Annotated in this window: 15 protein-coding genes; 8 read left to right on the top strand and 7 right to left on the bottom strand. The window is 66.5% G+C overall.

Features of this window, described 5'->3' with window-relative positions; translation table 11 throughout:
• Positions 1-902: 902 nt before the first annotated feature.
• The 7 genes from A9975_RS11060 to A9975_RS11030 form a co-directional block, all read right to left on the bottom strand.
• A complete protein-coding gene (locus A9975_RS11060) occupies positions 903-1,928 on the bottom strand; it encodes a Tim44 domain-containing protein (protein ID WP_183032728.1) in 1,026 nt (341 codons plus the stop codon).
• Positions 1,929-1,980: 52 nt separating this feature from the next.
• Complete coding sequence (gene ubiE, locus A9975_RS11055) at positions 1,981-2,712, bottom strand: bifunctional demethylmenaquinone methyltransferase/2-methoxy-6-polyprenyl-1,4-benzoquinol methylase UbiE (RefSeq protein WP_150987860.1); 732 nt, start codon at positions 2,710-2,712, stop codon at positions 1,981-1,983.
• Between the two features lie 44 nt (positions 2,713-2,756).
• Positions 2,757-3,170, bottom strand: a complete 414-nt coding sequence (locus A9975_RS11050) for a gamma-butyrobetaine hydroxylase-like domain-containing protein (RefSeq protein ID WP_183032727.1) — start codon at positions 3,168-3,170, stop codon at positions 2,757-2,759.
• Positions 3,171-3,222: 52 nt separating this feature from the next.
• Positions 3,223-5,106, bottom strand: a complete 1,884-nt coding sequence (locus A9975_RS11045; protein ID WP_183032726.1) for an ABC transporter ATP-binding protein/permease — start codon at positions 5,104-5,106, stop codon at positions 3,223-3,225.
• 159 nt (positions 5,107-5,265) lie between these two features.
• Positions 5,266-5,700 carry an HIT family protein gene (locus A9975_RS11040; protein WP_183032725.1) on the bottom strand — a complete coding sequence of 145 codons (435 nt, stop codon included), beginning with the start codon at positions 5,698-5,700 and terminating at the stop codon, positions 5,266-5,268.
• Between the two features lie 220 nt (positions 5,701-5,920).
• Positions 5,921-9,895 (bottom strand): FAD/FMN-binding oxidoreductase, encoded by a 3,975-nt coding sequence (locus tag A9975_RS11035; protein ID WP_183032724.1) that lies wholly within the window; start codon positions 9,893-9,895, stop codon positions 5,921-5,923.
• Positions 9,896-10,053: 158 nt separating this feature from the next.
• Positions 10,054-10,632 (bottom strand): YqaA family protein, encoded by a 579-nt coding sequence (locus A9975_RS11030; protein ID WP_183032723.1) that lies wholly within the window; start codon positions 10,630-10,632, stop codon positions 10,054-10,056.
• A 397-nt stretch (positions 10,633-11,029) separates the two neighbouring features.
• On the opposite strand from A9975_RS11030, the gene A9975_RS11025 reads away from it, so the two are divergent.
• The 8 genes from A9975_RS11025 to A9975_RS10990 all read left to right on the top strand — a co-directional run.
• On the top strand, positions 11,030-11,512 hold the full coding sequence (locus A9975_RS11025) for a (2Fe-2S)-binding protein (RefSeq protein WP_183032722.1): 483 nt from the start codon (positions 11,030-11,032) through the stop codon (positions 11,510-11,512).
• 10 nt (positions 11,513-11,522) lie between these two features.
• Positions 11,523-13,904, top strand: a complete 2,382-nt coding sequence (locus A9975_RS11020; RefSeq protein WP_183032721.1) for a xanthine dehydrogenase family protein molybdopterin-binding subunit — start codon at positions 11,523-11,525, stop codon at positions 13,902-13,904.
• A gap of 15 nt (positions 13,905-13,919) precedes the next feature.
• A complete protein-coding gene (locus A9975_RS11015) occupies positions 13,920-14,720 on the top strand; it encodes a xanthine dehydrogenase family protein subunit M (RefSeq protein WP_150987838.1) in 801 nt (266 codons plus the stop codon).
• A 127-nt stretch (positions 14,721-14,847) separates the two neighbouring features.
• Positions 14,848-15,744, top strand: a complete 897-nt coding sequence (locus A9975_RS11010) for a MoxR family ATPase (RefSeq protein ID WP_150987835.1) — start codon at positions 14,848-14,850, stop codon at positions 15,742-15,744.
• Position 15,745: 1 nt separating this feature from the next.
• Positions 15,746-17,041: a VWA domain-containing protein gene (locus A9975_RS11005; protein WP_183032720.1), complete on the top strand. Its 1,296-nt coding sequence runs from the start codon at positions 15,746-15,748 to the stop codon at positions 17,039-17,041.
• A complete protein-coding gene (locus tag A9975_RS11000) occupies positions 17,032-17,613 on the top strand; it encodes a CoxG family protein (protein WP_183032719.1) in 582 nt (193 codons plus the stop codon). The genes A9975_RS11005 and A9975_RS11000 overlap by 10 nt, the downstream gene beginning before the upstream one ends.
• On the top strand, positions 17,586-18,614 hold the full coding sequence (locus tag A9975_RS10995; RefSeq protein ID WP_183032718.1) for an XdhC family protein: 1,029 nt from the start codon (positions 17,586-17,588) through the stop codon (positions 18,612-18,614). The genes A9975_RS11000 and A9975_RS10995 overlap by 28 nt, the downstream gene beginning before the upstream one ends.
• Positions 18,611-19,225 (top strand): NTP transferase domain-containing protein (locus A9975_RS10990; protein ID WP_370564364.1); only part of this gene is annotated, 615 nt, incomplete at its 3' end. The genes A9975_RS10995 and A9975_RS10990, both read left to right, overlap by 4 nt.

The following is a 19,225-nucleotide window of genomic DNA, read 5'->3' as shown; positions in this document are numbered from 1 at the left end:
GTTATGATTGGGTGGGGCTGGGGGCGGGCCTTTCAGGGGAGTGGGTTGGTCGGTTCTAAAGTCAAAATCAACTTCAACTGCTTGAATTCAAAAGCAACTGCAGTTTCACCGCCCCTGCGGGGCGGCGACCTACTTTTTTGTCTTGCCAAAAAAGTAGGCAAAAAAGGCGCGCCGGATGGGACGACACCCCCTCGGGAATCGGCGAAAAGAGCGGCCGGGACCCAAACTCGCATCGCCTTAAGGCGATACTCAGACATGGGTCCCTCTTTTCCGCTCTTTTCGCCGATTCCCGAGGCGCCCCATACGGCCTGGGCACACCTACACGGCTCGCTTCGCATCGCGCTGGGGTGTGGCCCGCCCTGCGGGCGGGCCACACGGCTACCAATCGTTACTTTGGCGGACCGGCCTGCCCTCTCTCCCGCCCCCCGCAAGCGGGAGAGCGACACAAACCAATAGTCAACTCAAACCTTGCAGGTTGTAGCCGTGTTTTCCGCCCGTGGGGCGGCAAACACCGTCCCGCGATGCGAAGCGAGCCGTCAAGGTGTGCCTAGCCCGTATGGGGCGCCTCGTCGGCAGGTAAAAAGAGCGGAAAAGAGGGGGCCATGTCTGAGTATCGCCTTAAGGCGATGCGAGTTTGGCCCCCGGCCGCTCTTTTTGCCTGACGACGAGGAGGCTTTCGCCCCATCCGGGTCGCCTTCTTTGCCTACTTTCTTGGCGAGACAAGAAAGTAGGTCGCCTCCCCGCAGGGGAGGTGAAACTGCCTTTGACTTTGACTTTGACTTTCAAGTCAAGCAACAGAATCCCCCCACACCCCACAAACAAAAAAAGCCCACGTCTTCACGTGGGCCTCCATTCTATGCCACCTGCCGGCCTTGAACCTGCCGGCGAGGCACTCCCTGCACTCAGGAAGTTTGCTGAATCCCTGCCAGCAGCCAGCCGCCGGAGCCGCTTACCGGCTTGGCCAGGTTCCAGACTTCGGCGAAGGGCTGGGCGGGCTCGCCGGCCTTTTCGCGGATCATGCCGGAGAAGCGCACGCTGGCCAGATGCTGGGCCGGGCTGTCTTCAATGCCGAGCAGTTCGCCTTCCAGCGTGACCACGTCGGTCTTGTTGACCTCGGCGCCGCGTTCGGACAGGTCCATCTTGATCTCGGCGAACATTTCCGGCGTGGTGAACTCGCGGATGTCCTCGAGATTGCCGGCGTCCCAGGCTGCCTGCAGGCGGACGTAGTAGATCTTGGCGTTGCGCAGGAAGGCTTCGGTGTCGAAGTCGGCCGGCACGCCCCAGGGCTGGGCCGCGCCCGCCGCTGCGCCAACGGCGGCGCCAGCCATCACCGGTGCGGCGGACTGCATCGAGGCGACGGAACCGGGCGCGGGCATCACCGGATTGGGTGCGCCAACCGGCACTTGTTGACGCAGGACCGGTTCGTTGCTGCCACCAAATCCGTTACCCGAGCCGCTGCCGGCACCGGCTGCGGCACCCGCATAGGCCGGTTGCTGCGGCGCCTTGGCGCCGCCGCGGAACTTGCGGATCAGCCAGATTGCGACGAATGCCACCAGGGCGATCAGGATCAGGTTGGACAGGAAGCCCATGGCGGCGCCGCCCAGGCCGAAGTGCGACAGCAGCCAGCCAATGCCCAGGCCGGCGGCGATGCCGCCGAGCATGCCACCCCAGTTACGCTTGGGCGCGGCAGCAGCGGCTGCGCCGGCACCTGCTGCTGCGGGCGCGGCTTGCTGCGCCGGTGCCTGCTGCGCGGGCGTCTGGTTCGGCGATTGCTGTGCCGGTGCTTGCTGGCGTTGCGTCACGCCGGACGATTGCTTGCCGATGCTGCGCGACCCGCCGAGGCGTTTGGCATTGGCGTCTAGCGCCATGCCGAGGGCAAGCGTGCCAATCAGCACACCCGCCATGAATTTTGCGCGAAATAGCGACATATCAGTGCTTCCCCTGTTAAGTTCGCTCATTTTTCTTTGAGCCTATATCAGTCTAGTACTTTCGCCCGACGTGGAGTGCCACCACTCCCGCCGTCAGGTTGAAGTATTCGACATTCTCCAGGCCCGCATGTTCCATAAGACGTACAAGTGAAGCCTGGTCTGGATGCATTCTGATCGATTCGGCCAGATAGCGATAGCTATCGGAATCCTGTACCACGCGCTGCCCCAGCCACGGCAGGAACTTCAGCGAATACATGTCGTAGGCCTTTTCCAGCGGCTTCCACACCTTGGAGAACTCCAGCACCATGACTTTGCCGCCCGGCTTGATCACCCGGCGCATCTCTGACAGCGCCACCTCCTTGTGCGTCATGTTGCGCAGCCCGAAGGACACGGTGACCAGGTCGAAGTGGTTGTCCGGGAACGGAATCCGCTCGGCGTCACAGAGACAGGTGGGGATGACGATGCCTTTATTCAACAAACGGTCGCGTCCAACCCGGAGCATCGACTCATTGATGTCGGTCAGCCAGACCTCGCCGGTGGGCCCGGCCTGGCGTGCGAAGGCCTTGGCCAGGTCGCCGGTGCCGCCGGCGATGTCGAGCACCTTGAAGCCCGGGCGCACGCCGGCCTGGGCGATGGTGAACATCTTCCACAGCCGGTGCATGCCGCCAGACATCAGGTCGTTCATGACGTCGTACTTATTGGCCACCGAATGGAAGACTTCGGCTACCTTGCCCGCCTTCTCTTCTTCCTTGACCTTCTCGAACCCGAAGTGGGTCTCGCTCATAACTCGCTCCAGAACTCAGTAATGGCCCGCGGGGGCACGCAATCTCAATGGCTGCCGCAGGCATGGCCGCCGGGGGCCGCCATGGGGGTGTCGCGATCGACGCCGGCCGCTTCCAGCCGCTCCAGGTAGGACTGCCAGATGGCGTCCTGCTGGGCGCCCAGGCGGTAAAGCAGTTCCCAGGAATAGATGCCGGTATCGTGGCCGTCGGAAAAACGGATCAGGATGGCGTAGTTGCCGACCGGCTCCACCGCGGCGATGGTGACGTCGCGCTTGCCGGTCTGCAGCACTTCCTGGCCCGGGCCGTGGCCCTGCACCTCGGCCGAGGGTGAGTTCACCCTCAGGTATTCGAACGGCAGCCGGAAGCTGGAACCGTTGTCAAAACCCACCTCCAGCACGCGCGACTGGGTGTGCACGGTAAGGGCGGTGGGATGGGGAGTATCTTTTTCAAGGCCTGCCATGATGGGTGGCGTGCGGCTGTGGGCGAGCCGCAGGTTGCGGCCACACCGGCCTTTACGCTTCGTGTACGACCCGATAGCTTACCGCAGCCGCCTCGCCTTGCCCATCGTGCTCCGCCTCCCAGTGCGCTCCGTCGGCCGCGACATAGCGCAGGCGCTTGCCATGGAAGGCGGCAACCGTGCTGCGGTGGGCGATGCTGATGATCGCCGCGCCGGGCAGGGAGTCCACCATCAGGCTGTACATCGCGCTTTCGGTTTCCTCGTCGAGCGCGCTGGTGGCCTCGTCCAGGAACAGGTAGTCGGGCTTTTGCAGCAGGGCGCGCGCAAAGGCCAGGCGTTGCTGCTCGCCCGGCGACAGCCGCAGCGACCAGTTGTCGAACACGTCGAGCTGCTCGGCCAGGGCGCCGAGCCGGGCTTCGCGCAGCACCTTCTGCAAGGCTTCGCGGCTATGCACGGTGCCGGCGTCGGGATAAGCCAGCGCATCGGCCAGCGAACCGATCGGCAGGTAGCTGCGCTGCGGCAGGAACAGCATGCGAGCCGCGCCGGGCATGGCTACCGTGCCGCTGCCGTAGGGCCAGATCCCGGCCAGCGCGCGGAACAGCACGCTCTTGCCGCAACCCGAGGGGCCGCTGACCAGCCAGCGTTCGCCGGGTGCGATCTGCAGCGAGAACGGCGCCACCAGCGGCCGCTGCTGGATCTCGCCGCCGTTGCCGGTGCGCACCGGCAGTGCCAGCGCGAGGGTGTCGATGCGGATACCGTCGTTATTCGCCTCGGCACCTGCATCGGCCTTGACCACCTCGATGTCGCGCACGCCGGTGTGCTCCTGGTCCTGGCGCTCCGCCACGCGGATGGCGTCGCGGAAGTCGATCAGCCGGTTGGCCGCGGCCTTCCAGCCAACCAGCGTGGAATAGTTGTCAACGAACCACGACAGCGCACCTTGCACCTGGCCGAAGGCCTGGCTCACCTGCATCAGCCCACCCAGCGTCATCTTGCCGGCGAAGTAGCGCGGCGCGGCCACGAGCAGCGGAAAGATGATGGCGAACTGGCCGTAGCCGGAACTGACAAAGGTCAGGCGACGCGTATAGCGCATCAACTGTTTCCAGTTGGCGCGAATGCGGTCAAAACGCGAGCGCAAGCCCGCCTGTTCGGTAGGCTCGCCCCGGTAAAGCGCCACCGGCTCGCTGTTCTCGCGCAAGCGCACCAGCATGAAACGGAAATCCGCCTCGTACTGCTCTTGCTGGAAACTCAAGCCGATCAGCGGCCGGCCCACCACGTGGGCAATCAGCGAGCCGATCACGGCATAGCCCACCGCGAACCACACCATATAGCCGGGAATCGTGATCTCGGTGCCGCCCAGCATGAAGCTGATCGGCCCGGAAACAGCCCACAAGATGCCGACGAAAGACACCAGCGTCACCACCGAATTGAGCAGCCCGAGAGAAAGAGACAGCGCGCCATCGGTAAACGAGCGCAGGTCATCCGCAAGCCGCTGGTCGGGGTTGTCCGTGGCGTGCGTCTGTTCTATGCGGTAGTAGGCCTGGTGGCTGAGCCAGTGGTCCATGAAGCGGTCGGTCATCCAGGTACGCCAGCGCATCTGCAGCATCATGGTGTAGTACTGCCGGGATATGGCCGCCACGATGAAAAAGCCTGCGATCCAGGAGAAGCGGATCAGCAGCGCCTTGAAGGAGGTGTAGTCATGCTGCTCCAGCGCGTTGTAGAACACGCGGTTCCATTCGTTGAGCAGCACATTGATATAAACGATGCCAAGATTGAGCGCGACCACGAAGGCCAGCAGCCCGAGGCCGGCCTTGCGGTCTTCGGATTTCCAGTAGGGCTTGATCAGGTCCCACGTCTCGGCCACCCGCAGGCGGCTCTGGATCTTGAGGGCACGGGCCGGCACGGCCGGGCCTGGAACAGTAACGGAAGTCGGTGTGGACATGGCACCTTTCGCGCGGGCGGGCCATGGCTGATCCACCGGCCCCGCTCTTGTGGGAATGAAGACAACGGGTGTTAGAAGACGGCGCTGCCCGGCTGGTTCCGGAAATTCAAAAAAACCGGCAGCAGCGCCAGCACGGCCCGGGTACGGCCACGCCAGGCGTCAGCCTGCTTCGTCCAGTTTCGCCAGGGCCGCGCGCAACGCCGGCAGGCGCTGCGCAAGGCCGGCCAGGCGCTCGGCATCAGGCTCGCGCTGCACAGCCGCCCACACGGCTTCGGGAAAATGGGTGTCCCAGCGATAGCGTGGAATGATATGCCAGTGCAGGTGCGGCACCATATTGCCGAAGGCGGCCAGGTTGACCTTGTCGGGCACCATGGTCTCGCGCACCGCGCGCTCCACCCGCGCCACCAGCCGCATCAGCCAGGCCTGGTCGTCCTCGGGCAGGTCGGTCTGCTCGGCCACGTGGCCATTCCACACCACCCGGCAGAAGCCGGGAAAGCGCTCATGCTCGACCAGGATGACCCGGGCGCGCTCGCCACGCCAGACCAGTTCGCCGCCGTCGGTCTCGCACAGTGGGCAGTTGGGGACGAGGTTCATGCGGGCGCTCCCGCTACCTCAACCCGCCGTCCAACGTCGGCTCCCCTCTCCCGCTCGGCGGGAGAGGGGTTGAGGGAGAGGGCGGGAGCTAGCCCGGAGTGAGAGCCTGCGGGCTGGCGACCGCCCGCCCTCTCCCCTGGCCCCTCTCCCGCAAGCGGGAGAGGGGAGCAAACCAGAGGCTTGTCGAAGCGCATTGTGCTCACCGCCCTCGCCTGCTCCATCACACCAGCACCCGCTCGATGCCGCCCGAGTTGGCCTTGGCCACGTAGTCCGGCATCCAGTTCTCGCCCAGCAGGTGCTTGGCCATCTCTACCACGATGTAGTCCGCCGTGACCGTGGCGTCTTCCTTGTAGCGCGACAAACCCTGCAGGCAGGACGGGCAGCTGGTCAGGATCTTGACGTCGCCCACGAAGCCGTCGGTGCGCAGCTTGTCCGCGCCCTTGGTCATTTCCTCTTCCTTGCGGAAGCGGATCTGGGTGGAAACGTCGGGGCGCGACACCGCCAGCGTGCCGGACTCGCCGCAGCAACGCTCGTTCTTCTCGATCTTGCCGCCGCCTTCATTGCCGCCCATCAGCTCGTTGACGAGCTTGGTCGGGTCCATGGTCTTGATCGGGGTGTGGCAGGGGTCGTGGTACATATAGCGCGTACCGGTCACGCCCTCCAGCTTGACGCCCTTCTCCAGCAGGTATTCGTGGATGTCGATGATGCGGCAGCCCGGGAAGATCTTGTCGAACTCATACCCGGCAAGCTGGTCGTAGCAGGTCCCGCAGCTCACCACCACGGTCTTGATATCGAGGTAGTTGAGCGTGTTGGCGACCCTGTGGAACAACACCCGGTTGTCGGTGACCATCTTCTCGGCCTTGTCGAACTGGCCGTTGCCGCGTTGCGGATAGCCGCAGCACAGGTAGCCCGGCGGCAGCACGGTCTGCACGCCCACATGCCACAGCATGGCTTGCGTGGCGAGGCCCACCTGCGAGAACAGCCGCTCCGAGCCGCAGCCCGGGAAGTAGAACACCGCCTCGGTCTCGGGCGAAGTCCGCTTCGGGTCGCGGATGATCGGCACGATCTCGTTGTCTTCGATGTCGAGCAGCGCGCGCGCGGTCTTCTTGGGCAGGTTGCCCGGCATCTTCTTGTTGATGAAGTGGATCACCTGCTCTTGCACCGGCGCGCGGCCCACCGTGGCGGGCGGATGCGCGGTCTGCTTCCTGGCGAACTTCTTGAGTACGTCGTTGCCCAGGCGCTGCGCCTTGTAGCCCCAGTCGATCATGACCTTGCGGGTCATGTTGATGGTCTGCGGGTTGGTGGCGTTGAGGAAGAACATCGACGCGGCGGTGCCGGGATTGAACTTCTTCTGCCCCATCTTGCGCAGCAGGTTGCGCATGTTCATCGACACGTCGCCGAAGTCGATCTTGACCGGGCACGGCGTCACGCACTTGTGGCAGACCGTGCAATGGTCGGCCACGTCGGAGAACTCGTCCCAGTGCTTGATCGAGATGCCGCGGCGGGTCTGCTCCTCGTACAGGAAGGCTTCCACCAGCAGCGAGGTCGCCAGGATCTTGTTGCGCGGGCTGTACAGCAGGTTGGCGCGCGGCACGTGGGTGGCGCACACCGGCTTGCACTTGCCGCAGCGCAGGCAGTCCTTGACGCTGTCGGCAATGGCGCCGATATCGCTCTGCTGCATGATGATGGACTCATGTCCCATCAGCCCGAACGACGGCGTATAGGCATTGCGCAGGTCAGCGCCGGGCAACAGCTTGCCCTTGTTGAAGCGGCCCTGCGGATCCACGCGCTGCTTGTACTCGCGGAACTCGCCGATCTCGTCCTCGGTCAGGAACTCCAGCTTGGTGATGCCGATGCCGTGCTCGCCGGAAATCACGCCGTCCAGCGAGCGCGCCAGCGCCATGATGCGGGCCACCGCGCGGTGGGCGTCCTGCAGCATGTCGTAGTCGTCCGAGTTGACGGGGATATTGGTGTGCACGTTGCCGTCGCCGGCGTGCATGTGCAGCGCCACGAAGACGCGCCCGCGCAGCACCTGCTTGTGGATCTTCTGCGCTTCGTCGAGTATGGGCTTGAACTCGCCGCCGTTGAAGATATTGCGCAGCTCGGCGCGCACTTCGCTCTTCCAGGACACGCGGATGGTGCGGTCCTGCAGCAGGTGGAACACGGTGGCGTCCGGCTGCTGCTCGAGGCGCGCCTCGAAAGCCTGGCCGAGCAGGCCCAGGCCGTGGCCGATCAGCGACGCGCGCGCGGTGGCCAGCGGCGTATCCAGGTGGTCCTGCAGGTAGGTCCAGCGCGAGCGGATCTCGCGCAGCAGCTGCAGCGCGTGCTGCACGCGGTCTTCCAGCAGTTCGGCGCTGGGGATCTCGTTGGCGTCGTCGCTTCGGCCCAGCGGCAGGTTGCCGCGCGCGAAGAAGGCTTCCAGCGCATCGGTCAGCTGGAGCTTGTTCTTGATCGACAGCTCGATATTGATGCGCTCGATGCCGTCGGTGTACTCGCCCATGCGCGGCAGCGGGATCACCACGTCTTCATTGATCTTGAAGGCGTTGGTGTGCTTGGCGATGGCGGCGGTGCGCGAGCGGTCCAGCCAGAACTTCTTGCGGGCCTCCGGGCTGACCGCGACGAAGCCTTCGCCGCTCTTGCCGTTGGCCATGCGGATGACTTCCGAGGTGGCGCGGGCGACCGCGTCCTGGTCGTCGCCGACGATGTCGCCGATCAGCACCATCTTGGGGAAGGCGTTGCGCTTGCTCTTGGTGGCGTATCCCACCGCGCGCAGGTAGCGCTCGTCCAGGTGCTCCAGGCCGGCCAGGATGGCGCCGCCGGGGGTACGCGATTCGGCGTCGAGGTAATCCTTGATTTCCACGATGCTTGGAATGGCGTCGCGCGCCTGGCCGAAGAACTCCAGGCAGACGGTGCGCACATGCGCCGGCATGCGGTGCAGGATCCAGCGCGCGCTGGTGATGATGCCGTCGCAGCCTTCCTTCTGGATGCCGGGCAGGCCCGCCAGGAACTTGTCGGTGACGTCCTTGCCCAGGCCTTCCTTGCGGAACTTGCGCCCTTCGATGGCCAGGGTTTCCGTGCGCAGCGGCTTTTCGCCGGGCGCGCGGTTGCCGTCCGACCACTTGAGCTCGAAGGTGGCGACCGCCACGTCATGGATCTTGCCCAGGTTGTGGTCCAGGCGCGTGACTTCCAGCCAGTTGCCTTCCGGGTCCACCATGCGCCACCAGGCCAGGTTGTCCAGCGCGGTGCCCCACAGCACGGCCTTCTTGCCACCGGCGTTCATGGCCACGTTGCCGCCGATGCAGGAGGCATCGATCGAGGTCGGGTCGACCGCGAACACCAGCCCGGCCTTGTCCGCCGCATCTGCCACGCGGCGCGTCACCACGCCAGCGCCGGAGAAGATGGTGCCGACCTTGTGCGACACGCCCGGCAGGTCGGTCTGCTCGACCGGCCCGAGTTGTTCCAGCTTCTCGGTGTTGATGACCGCGCTCATCGGCGTCAGCGGCACGGCGCCGCCGGTATAGCCGGTGCCGCCTCCGCGCGGGATGATGGTCAGGCCCAGCTCGAAGCAGCCCTTGACCATGCCTGCGATCTCTTCCTCGGTGTCCGGCGTGAGGACCACGAAGGGATATTCCACCCGCCAGTCGGTCGCGTCGGTCACATGCGAGACGCGGGACAGGCCGTCGAACTTGATGTTGTCCTTCTGCGTGATGCGGCCCAGCACGCGCTGGGTGCGCTTGCGCAGGTCATAGGCATCCGCGAACTCCTGCTTGAAGTCCTCGATGGCCTGCTTGGCAAAGCTGACCAGCTGCTCGACCCGGTGCGAGCGGTCCTCGGCGGCCGGCTCGGCGTGCTCGGCACGGTCGGCGGCACGGCGTTTTTCCACCTCGGAGAGCCGGTGGTGCAGTGCCGTCACCAGCATCTGGCGGCGCTTGGGGTTCTCCAGCAGGTCGTCCTGCAGGTAGGGATTGCGGCGCACCACCCAGATATCGCCCAGCACTTCGTACAGCATGCGGGCGGAGCGGCCGGTGCGGCGTTCGCCGCGCAGCTCAGCCAGGATACGCCAGGCTTCTTCGCCTAGCAGCCTGATGACAATCTCGCGATCCGAGAATGACGTGTAGTTATAAGGGATCTCTCGCAGGCGCGCAGGCGCATCCTGCGCGGCGAGTTTGGCATCGAGCACGAGTGGGGCGTTCATTGGGAGGGGACCGCTTCCTGTAGCGCACGGAGACGGTGCGCCGGATCGTCTTTAAAGGGCAATTGTACTTCAAGGCCTGCTTTCGCCGCACCGCAACATGACAGAACCTTGCTTGGGCAAGGGTTGCCTTGCCCTTGCCGGGCCGCGAGAGGCGCTAGCTAGAACAGGCTTTTGAGGCTGGCTGCGATGCCGTGCCAGAAACTATCCGGGATCCAGAGCAGGGCAATCGTCATGGCAAGGTAGCGCAGAAACTTGCCAATCGCCATGTAAACCAGGCTCGGCCAGAACGACAACCGGAGCCAGCCCGCCAAAGTGCACAATGGATCACCAATCCCGGGCAGCCACGATACCAGCAGGGTCGGCGGCCCCAGCCGGCGCATCCACCGGAAGTAGCGCGCATCCAACGATGGCTTGCGTGGCTGGCGGGGATGGCGGCGATGTTCGGCGTGCTCCTCCTCGTGCGCGCGCAGCTGGCGCCGCTTGCGAAAGCGCACCACGGCCAGCTTGGCCGCGTAGCCAAGCCACCAGTCGATGGCGCCGCCCGCGGTATTGCCGAGCGTGGCGACGACGATAGCCGGCCAGAACAGATGCGGATTGAGCTTGATATACGCGAAGACCGCCGGCTCCGAGCCCAGGGGCAGCAAGGTGGCGGACACCAGGCTGATCACGAAGATAGCCGGCAAGCCCACCTTGGGCAGGGCAACGGTTTCGAACAGCCAGTCGATGAAGCCTTCCATATAGTGAGCTTTGGTGCCGGAGCGAGGTGAGTGCGGTGTGGCGGTCGGACGGCGGGCCATTCTAGCAGCGCCATCCTGCATCCCCGCGCCCGCCGCCGTCCGCGCCCACTGGCAGCGCCAGGTGGCGAAGGGGCAACCCGCATGGCATGCGCCGGAGATTTGTGATTAACTGTTAGAGCATGTCGCAGCCAAACGTTCGCGGCACGGCATTGTCAGGCCATTGCCAGGCCATCGTCAGGCATTGACCGGCAGCACCGCATCACCGCATCACCGCAGTACCAACATCACGAAATAGCCGTACCCAACAAACGGCAGTAACGCGTCGTGGCCAGTCCCGCGCAGTTTTTTCGGGATTCAGGGATTGGTCGTGCACGTGTCCACCCACATGGAGACAAGCATGGCGATTCCAATCCGCCTGACCGTCAACGGCCGCACCGTTGACGCGCAGGTAGAACCCCACACCCTTCTCGTCCAGTTCCTGCGCGAACAACTCCGCCTGACCGGCACCCATGTCGGCTGCGACACCGCCCAGTGCGGCGCCTGCACCGTGCACATGGACGGCCGCGCGGTCAAGTCGTGCAACATGCTGGCGCTGCAGGCGGATGGCGCCAGCATCACCACCATCGAAGGGCTCGCCCCGGAGGGCCAGCTCCACCCCATGCAGGAAGCCTTCCGCAACTGCCACGGCCTGCAGTGCGGCTTCTGCACGCCCGGCATGGTGATGAGCGCCATCGCGCTGGTCAAGCAGCGGCCCAATGCCGACGCCGCAGCCATCCGCGAGCAGCTCGACGGCAACCTGTGCCGCTGTACCGGCTATCACAACATCGTGCGCGCGGTGCAGGAAGGCCAGTCCGCGATGCATGGCGTCAGCGCTGAATAAGGGGACCGCCATGAACGCACCTGACAACCAGCACCTGATCGGCGCCTCGGTCAAGCGCAAGGAAGACTACCGCTTTCTCACCGGCAACGGCCAGTACACCGACGACATCGTGCTGCCGCAGCAAAGCTACGGCTACTTCCTGCGCTCGCCGCACGCGCACGCCCGCATCGTCTCCATCGACAAGACCGAAGCACTCGCCTCGCCCGGCGTGGTCGCCGTCTTCACCGGCGACGACGTGGCGGCCGACAAGGTCGGCGGCCTGCCCTGCGGCTGGCTGATCCACAGCATCGACGGCAGCCCGATGAAGGAGCCGCCGCACCCCGTGCTGGCGCAGGGCAAGGCCCGCCACGTGGGCGACCAGGTCGCGCTGGTGATCGCCGAAACGCTGCAGCAAGCCAAGGACGCCGCCGAGAAGATCGACGTGCAATACGATGAGCTGCCCGCCGTGGTGAACACCGCCCACGCTGCCTCGGCCACCTCGCTGGTGCACGACGACGTGCCCGAGAACACCAGCTATGTCTGGGGCCACGGCGACCGCGCCGCCACCGACGCCGCCTTTGCCAAGGCCGCCCACGTGACCACGCTGGAGATCGTCAACAACCGGCTGATCCCCAACGCCATCGAGCCGCGCGCCGTCAATGCCAGCTACACCCGGCAGGACGACAGCTACACGGTCTATGTATCGAACCAGAACCCCCACGTGGAGCGCCTGCTGATGGGCGCCTTCGTGCTTGGCCTGCCGGAGTCGCGCCTGCGCATCATCGCGCCGGATGTGGGCGGCGGCTTCGGCTCCAAGATCTTCCTGTACGCGGAAGACGTGGCGCTGACCTGGGCCTCGAAGAAGATCAAGCGCCCGATCAAGTGGACCGCCGAACGCTCGGAGTCCTTCCTGACCGATGCCCACGGCCGCGACCACGTCACCAAGGCCGAACTGGCGATGGACGCCGACGGCAAGTTCCTGGCCATGCGGGTGCACACCACCGCCAATATGGGCGCCTACCTGTCGACCTTCGCGTCGAGCGTGCCAACCATCCTGTACGCCACGCTGCTGGCCGGCCAGTACACCACGCCGGCGATCTATGCCGAAGTGCGCGCCGTGTTCACCAACACCGCGCCGGTGGACGCTTACCGCGGCGCGGGCCGCCCGGAGGCCACCTATGTGGTGGAACGGCTGGTGGAAGCCGCAGCGCGCGAAATGAAGATGGACCCGGCGGAAATCCGCCGCAAGAACTTCATCCACCATTTCCCTTACGCCACCCCGGTCGGCCTGACCTACGACACCGGCGACTACGAGCCGTGCCTGGCACGCGCGCAGGAACTCGCCGACGTCAAGGGCTTTCCCGCGCGTCGTGAAGAAGCGAAGCAGCGCGGCAAGCTGCGCGGCCTGGGCTACTCCTGCTACATCGAGGCATGCGGGCTGGCGCCGTCGAATATCGCCGGCGCGCTGGGCGCGCGTGCGGGACTGTTCGAAGTCGGCGAGATCCGTGTCCACCCGACCGGCACCGTGACCGTCTTCACCGGCTCGCACAGCCACGGCCAGGGGCATGAAACCACCTTCGCGCAGATTGTGGCGGACCGGCTCGGCATTGCACTGGATGCCGTGGAAGTGGTGCACGGCGACACCGGCCGCGTGCCGTTCGGCATGGGCACCTATGGCTCGCGCTCGCTGTCGGTAGGCGGCTCGGCCATCATGAAGGCGCTCGACAAGATCGAAGCCAAGGCCAAGAAGATCGCGGCCCACTTGCTGGAGGCCTCGGACGCCGACATCGAGTTCAAGAACGGCACGTTCAGCGTGGCCGGCACCGACCGCAGCAAGACCTTCGGCGAGGTGGCGCTCACCGCCTACGTGCCGCACAACTACCCGCTCGACAAGCTGGAGCCGGGCCTGAACGAAAACGCCTTCTACGACCCGACCAACTTCACCTATCCATCGGGCGCCTACATCTGCGAGGTGGAAGTCGATCCGGACACCGGCGAGAGCAAGGTGATCAAGTTCACCGCGGTGGACGATTTCGGCAACATCATCAACCCGATGATCGTCGAAGGCCAGGTGCACGGCGGCATCGGCCAGGGCCTCGGCCAAGCCATGCTGGAACAGTGCGTGTACGACGACGACAGCGGCCAGTTGCTGACGGGCTCCTACATGGACTACGCCATGCCGCGCGCCGGCGACCTGCCGGATTTCACGGTGGAAACCGCCAAGGGCACGCCCTGCACGCATAACCCGCTGGGCGTGAAAGGCTGCGGCGAGGCCGGCGCGATCGGCTCGCCACCGGCCTTCATCAACGCGCTGGTGGATGCGCTCTCGCCGCTTGGCGTGCACGACATCCAGATGCCCGCCACGCCGCACCGCGTGTGGCAGGCCATCCGCCACGCGCAGGCCCCTAACTGAGATCGGAGGCACATCATGTACGCATTCAATTTCGAACGCGCCGCCGATACCAAGGCGGCCGTGGACAAACTCAAGGCGGACCCCGACGCCAAGTACCTCGGCGGCGGCCAGAGCCTGCTGGCCGCGATGAAGCTACGCCTGGCCGCGCCATCCGCGCTGATCGACGTAGCCCGTATTCCCGGCATGGCGGATATCCGTGTCGAGAACGATGAGCTGGTGATCGGCGCGGCGGCACGCCATGCCGACGTGGCGGCCAACGCCGACGTGCGCAAGCGCATTCCCGCGCTGGCTGCGCTGGCCGACGGCATCGGCGACCGCCAGGTGCGCGCGATGGGCACGCTGGGCGGCTCGCTGGCCAACGACGATCCCGCCGCCTGCTACCCAGCGGCCGTGCTCGCGCTCAACGCCACGGTGGTCACCGACCGCCGCAACATCGCCGCCGATAGCTTTTTCAAGAGCCTTTACGAAACGGCGCTGGAACCCGATGAGCTGATCACCGCCGTGCGCTTCCCCACGCCGGACAAGGCCGCCTACATCAAGTTTCGCAACCCGGCATCGCGCTTCGCGCTGGTGGGCGTGATGGTGGCGCAGTTCGGCAAGGTCGTGCGGGTCGCGGTCACCGGCGCGGCCGACAGCGTGTTCCGCTGCGCACCGCTGGAGCAGGCGCTGGCAGCCAGCTTCACGCCGGCGGCAGCACGCGCAGTGGTGGTGGATGCAAGCAAGCTGAACACCGACTTGCATGCATCCGCCGAGTACCGCGCGCACCTGATCCCGGTGCTGGCGGCGCGCGCGGTGGAGCAGGCGTTGAAGGGATAGGGGAGAAAGCCGGAGCGAAAGCGCCGGCACTCGCCAAGCCGGGCATGTCCACTTCGAGCTCACGCCCGCCCTCTCCCCCAGCCCCTCTCCCACGTGGTGGGAGAGGGGAGCCAACCGGCTAGCACCCATGCTTCCCCAGTCCATCGATCAAACTGCTGCCCTGCTGGAGGCACAGCAGTACTTCGCCGATCGCGAAACCGCCACCGTGCTGTACCTGGCACTGCGCATGCAGCGCCCACTCTTCCTCGAAGGCGAGCCTGGCGTGGGCAAGACCGCGCTGGCACGGGCCATGGCCGACGCCCTCGGCACGCGCTTGCTGCGCCTGCAATGCTACGAGGGGCTCGATGCCTCCAGCGCGCTGTACGAATGGGATTACCCGCGCCAGATCATGGCGCTGCGCCTGGCGGAAGCGCGCGGCGAGCGGCCCGACACGCAATCGCTGTATCACGACGATTTCCTGCTCAAGCGCCCCCTGCTGGAATCCCTGCTGCCCGACCCGGCCGCGCCCGGCATCCCGCGCGTGCTGCTGATCGACGAGATCGACCGCGCCGACGAACCCTTCGAAGCCTTCCTGCTGGAGGTGCTGTCCGAGTTCCAGGTGTCGATCCCCGAGATCGGCGTGATCCGGGCCGAGCAGCCGCCGCTCATCATCGTCACCTCCAACCGGACCCGCGAGGTGCATGACGCGCTCAAGCGCCGCTGCCTGTACCAATGGATGGGGTATCCACAGCGCGAGCGCGAGCTGCAGATCGTGGCCGCGCGCGCCCCCGAGGCCGCCGCCGCGCTGCAGCACCAGGCCATCGACTTCATCCACCGGCTGCGCGGCATCGACCTGTTCAAGTCGCCCGGCATCGCCGAGGCTATCGACTGGTGCCGCGCGCTGGCCGCGCTGGGCGTCTGCGAGCTCGATCCGCAATCGGTGCGCGACACGCTGGGCGTGCTGCTCAAGTACCAGGACGACCTGGCCCGGGTCGATGGCCCCACCGTGGCCGAACTGCTCGCCAGCCGGGCGCCGGGAGCCTGACATGCCGCGGCTCCATCCGGACGCTCCGCTGGCCGCCACGCCACCCGCCGGCACGCTGCCCATGCTGGCGCGCAACGTCACGCATTTCGTGCGGCTGCTGCGCGATGCCGGCTTTGCGCTGTCGCCCGCACAGGCTGTGGATGCGCTGCTGGCGCTGCAGTACGTGGACATCGGCAGGCGCGACGAAGTGCGCGCGGCCATGGCAGCCCTGATGGTGAGCGGGCCCGATCAGCGCCTGCTGTTCGATGCCGCCTTCGACCTGTTCTGGCGCGACCCGGACTGGGAGGGCAAGCTGCGCGCCCTGCTGCTGCCGCGCGTGGATGCCGGCGCGCCGCCGCCGCCGCGCAACAACCGGCTGGCCGACGCGCTTGCTGCCCAGCGCCCGCCCGAGTCCGGCCGACGTGGCGAAGACCACGTCGAGCGCTTTACCGCGCCCCTCACGTTTTCCGCGCAGGAGCGCCTGGCGCAGCGCGACTTTGAAACCCTCGGCGCGGAAGAATGGCGCGCGCTGCAGCACATGATCCGCGCGCGCCACACCCGCCTGGCCACCGAGCGCACGCGCCGCCTGCGCGCCGCCGCCAGCGGGCCGCACGCCGACCTGCGCGCCAGCGCGCGGCTGGCGGTGCGCCAGCAAGGCGAATGGCTGCGCTGGAAATACCGCCGCCGCGCCGAGCGACGCCCACCGCTGGTGCTGCTGCTCGATATCTCCGGTTCGATGAGCCAGTACTCGCGCGCGGTGCTGTACTTTTGCCATGCGCTGATGCAATCGCGCGAGCGGCTGTCCGTGTTCCTGTTCGGCACCCGGCTGACCAACATCACCCGCTGGCTGCGCGAGCGCGACCCGGACGAAGCGGTTGGCGCCATCACGGGCCAGGTGCGCGACTGGGCCGGCGGCACCCGCATCGGTGCCGCGCTGGCCACCTTCAACCGCCAGTGGGCGCGCCGCACGCTGTCCGGACGCGCCACGGTGCTGCTGGTCACCGACGGGCTCGACCATGAAGACATCGACCTGCTAGACGCCGAAATGGCACGCTTGCGCCGCTTCGCCCATCGCATCCTCTGGCTCAACCCGCTGCTGCGCTATGCCGGCTTCGTACCGCAGGCACGTGGCGTGCAAGCCATCCTGCCGCATGTGGACGCCCTGCGCTCGGCGCACAACCTGGACAGCCTGTTCGCGCTCGAATCCCTGCTGGCCGCGCGCGAGACCCTGGCCAGGCCTGTGTTCCCCGCCGCGCCGAGGCCCGCAGACATTAAAAACATGATGGACACCAAGGAGACGCCCCAACCATGGAAATGACACAGACGCGGCAACTGCCGGTAGCGCAGCAAACCGCCTGGGAAGCCCTGAACGACACGGCGCTGCTCAAGCAATGCATCCCGGGATGTGAGAGCATCGAGCCTGACGGCGACAACGCCTACCTGGTGGCGCTGACCGCCGCGGTGGGCCCGGTCAAGGCGCGCTTCAAGGGGCGCATGGCCCTGCAGGACATCCAGGCGCCCGACAGCTACACCATCCAGTTCGATGGACAAGGCGGGGTCGCCGGTTTCGGCAAAGGCACCGCGGCGGTCACGCTGGCCCCCGAAGGCGACGCGACGGTGCTGACCTATACGGTCAACGCCCAGGTTGGCGGCAAGATCGCGCAGATCGGATCGCGCCTGGTCGACGCCGCCGCGCGCAAGATGGCCGATACCTTCTTCGACCGCTTCACGGCGGCGGTGAGCGGGTCCGGCGCGCAGGGTGACGAACCAGGCACGGATGACAATGTCGCCAAGGACGGAGCGGCGGCCGGCGAAGGCAGCGCGCCCGATGAACAAAACGGTGAAACGAAGCGGAAACGATCATGGACAGCGTGGATCTCGAAGTCCTGAAAAGCAGTGTGAAGTGGCAGGCCGAAGGCCATCGCACGCTATTGGTGACGGTAGTCAGAACCTGGGGCTCCTCGCCCCGGCCGGAAGGCGCCATGCTGGCCGTGCGCGACGACGGCCTGGTGGTCGGCTCGGTCTCGGGCGGCTGCATCGAAGATGACATCATCGACCGGGTACGGCGCGAAGGCATTGCCGGCGCGCACCCCGAGGCCGTCAAGTACGGCATCAGCGCGGAGGAAGCGCACCGCTTCGGCCTGCCCTGCGGCGGCACCATCGAACTGGTGACCGAGCCGCTGGGCGCCGACAGCCACCTGGACGAACTCCTGGCCGCCGTGGAAAGCGGCAAGCTGGTAGCCCGCACGCTCGACATGGCAACTGGCCGCGCCACCCTGGGCCCGGCCGAGGCCACCGACGGCCTTGCCTTCGACGGCGCCACCCTGCTCACCATCCACGGGCCGCGCTACCGCATGCTGGTGATTGGCGCGGGACAGCTGTCGAAGTACCTGAGCCAGATCGCGGTTGGCCTGGGCTTCCAGGTCACCGTGTGCGACCCGCGCGAGGAATACACCGAGACCTGGGACATCCCCGGCGTCACCATGGTGCGCACCATGCCGGACGACACCGTGACCGACATGAAGCTCGACGAGCGCTGCGCGGTGATCGCCGTCACGCACGACCCCAAGCTCGACGACCTGGCCCTGATGGAAGCCCTGCGCACGCGCGCCTTCTACGTCGGCGCCCTCGGCTCGCGCCGCAACAACCAGGCGCGCCGCGAGCGGCTCAAGGAGTTCGACCTCAACGACCTGCAGCTTGCGCGGCTGCACGGCCCGGTCGGTATCTACATCGGCAGCCGCACGCCCCCCGAGATCGCCATCTCGATCCTGGCCGAAGTCGTCGCCGCCAAGAACCACGTCTCGCTGCCCGACATCCTCCAGGTAGAAGGCGCCAAGGCCGCGCGCGAACTGGCCGCCAACGAAGGCAGCACCTGCAGCCCCACCCCGTGACCACCCCGCTGACGGGCCCCATCAACGGCGCCATCCACACTGCCGAGCCCCCCACCGGCATCCTGCTGGCAGCCGGCTACGGCCGCCGCTTCGACCCCGCCGGCCAGCGCAACAAACTCCTGGCCACGCTGCCCGACGGCCACACCGTAGCCGCCCGCAGCGCCCGCACGCTGGTCTGCGTGCTGCCCGGCACGCTAGCCGTGATCCGCCCGGGCAATGCCGCGCTGGCAGCCGAATTGCAAGCTGCCGGCTGCCGGGTACTGGAGACGGCAGCCGCCGAAGCCGGCATGGGCGCCGCGCTGGCTGCGGCGGTGGCCGCCACGCCCGGCGCCAGCGGCTGGGTAGTGGCGCTGGCCGACATGCCGTGGCTGCCGGCCGAGCTGGTGCGCGCGGTGGCGTTGACGATCACGACGCGTGACGCGATTGCCGCACCGTGGCGCGACGGACGACGTGGGCATCCGGTTGGATTCGGGTCCGCGTGGCGGGATGCCCTGCTGAAGCTTGATGGGGATGAAGGCGCGCGGGAATTGTTGAAGACGCAGCCGGTGATGAGGATTCTTACTGAGGATGAGGGGGCGTTTCGGGATGTGGATGTTGAGGGGGATTTAGGG

The organism is Cupriavidus sp. UME77, assembly GCF_014170355.1.
Taxonomy (GTDB): Bacteria; Pseudomonadota; Gammaproteobacteria; order Burkholderiales; family Burkholderiaceae; genus Cupriavidus; species Cupriavidus basilensis.
The sequence above is the reverse complement of the archived record's forward strand: the minus strand, read 5'-3'. Positions and strand labels throughout refer to the sequence as shown.

Coding starts and splice junctions, on each gene's coding strand:
- A9975_RS11060 (WP_183032728.1), bottom strand. CDS start 1,928: ATGTCGCTATTTCGCGCAAAATTCATGGCGGGTGTGCTGATTGGCACG.
- ubiE (WP_150987860.1), bottom strand. CDS start 2,712: ATGAGCGAGACCCACTTCGGGTTCGAGAAGGTCAAGGAAGAAGAGAAG.
- A9975_RS11050 (WP_183032727.1), bottom strand. CDS start 3,170: ATGGCAGGCCTTGAAAAAGATACTCCCCATCCCACCGCCCTTACCGTG.
- A9975_RS11045 (WP_183032726.1), bottom strand. CDS start 5,106: ATGTCCACACCGACTTCCGTTACTGTTCCAGGCCCGGCCGTGCCGGCC.
- A9975_RS11040 (WP_183032725.1), bottom strand. CDS start 5,700: ATGAACCTCGTCCCCAACTGCCCACTGTGCGAGACCGACGGCGGCGAA.
- A9975_RS11035 (WP_183032724.1), bottom strand. CDS start 9,895: ATGAACGCCCCACTCGTGCTCGATGCCAAACTCGCCGCGCAGGATGCG.
- A9975_RS11030 (WP_183032723.1), bottom strand. CDS start 10,632: ATGGAAGGCTTCATCGACTGGCTGTTCGAAACCGTTGCCCTGCCCAAG.
- A9975_RS11025 (WP_183032722.1), top strand. CDS start 11,030: ATGGCGATTCCAATCCGCCTGACCGTCAACGGCCGCACCGTTGACGCG.
- A9975_RS11020 (WP_183032721.1), top strand. CDS start 11,523: ATGAACGCACCTGACAACCAGCACCTGATCGGCGCCTCGGTCAAGCGC.
- A9975_RS11015 (WP_150987838.1), top strand. CDS start 13,920: ATGTACGCATTCAATTTCGAACGCGCCGCCGATACCAAGGCGGCCGTG.
- A9975_RS11010 (WP_150987835.1), top strand. CDS start 14,848: ATGCTTCCCCAGTCCATCGATCAAACTGCTGCCCTGCTGGAGGCACAG.
- A9975_RS11005 (WP_183032720.1), top strand. CDS start 15,746: ATGCCGCGGCTCCATCCGGACGCTCCGCTGGCCGCCACGCCACCCGCC.
- A9975_RS11000 (WP_183032719.1), top strand. CDS start 17,032: ATGGAAATGACACAGACGCGGCAACTGCCGGTAGCGCAGCAAACCGCC.
- A9975_RS10995 (WP_183032718.1), top strand. CDS start 17,586: ATGGACAGCGTGGATCTCGAAGTCCTGAAAAGCAGTGTGAAGTGGCAG.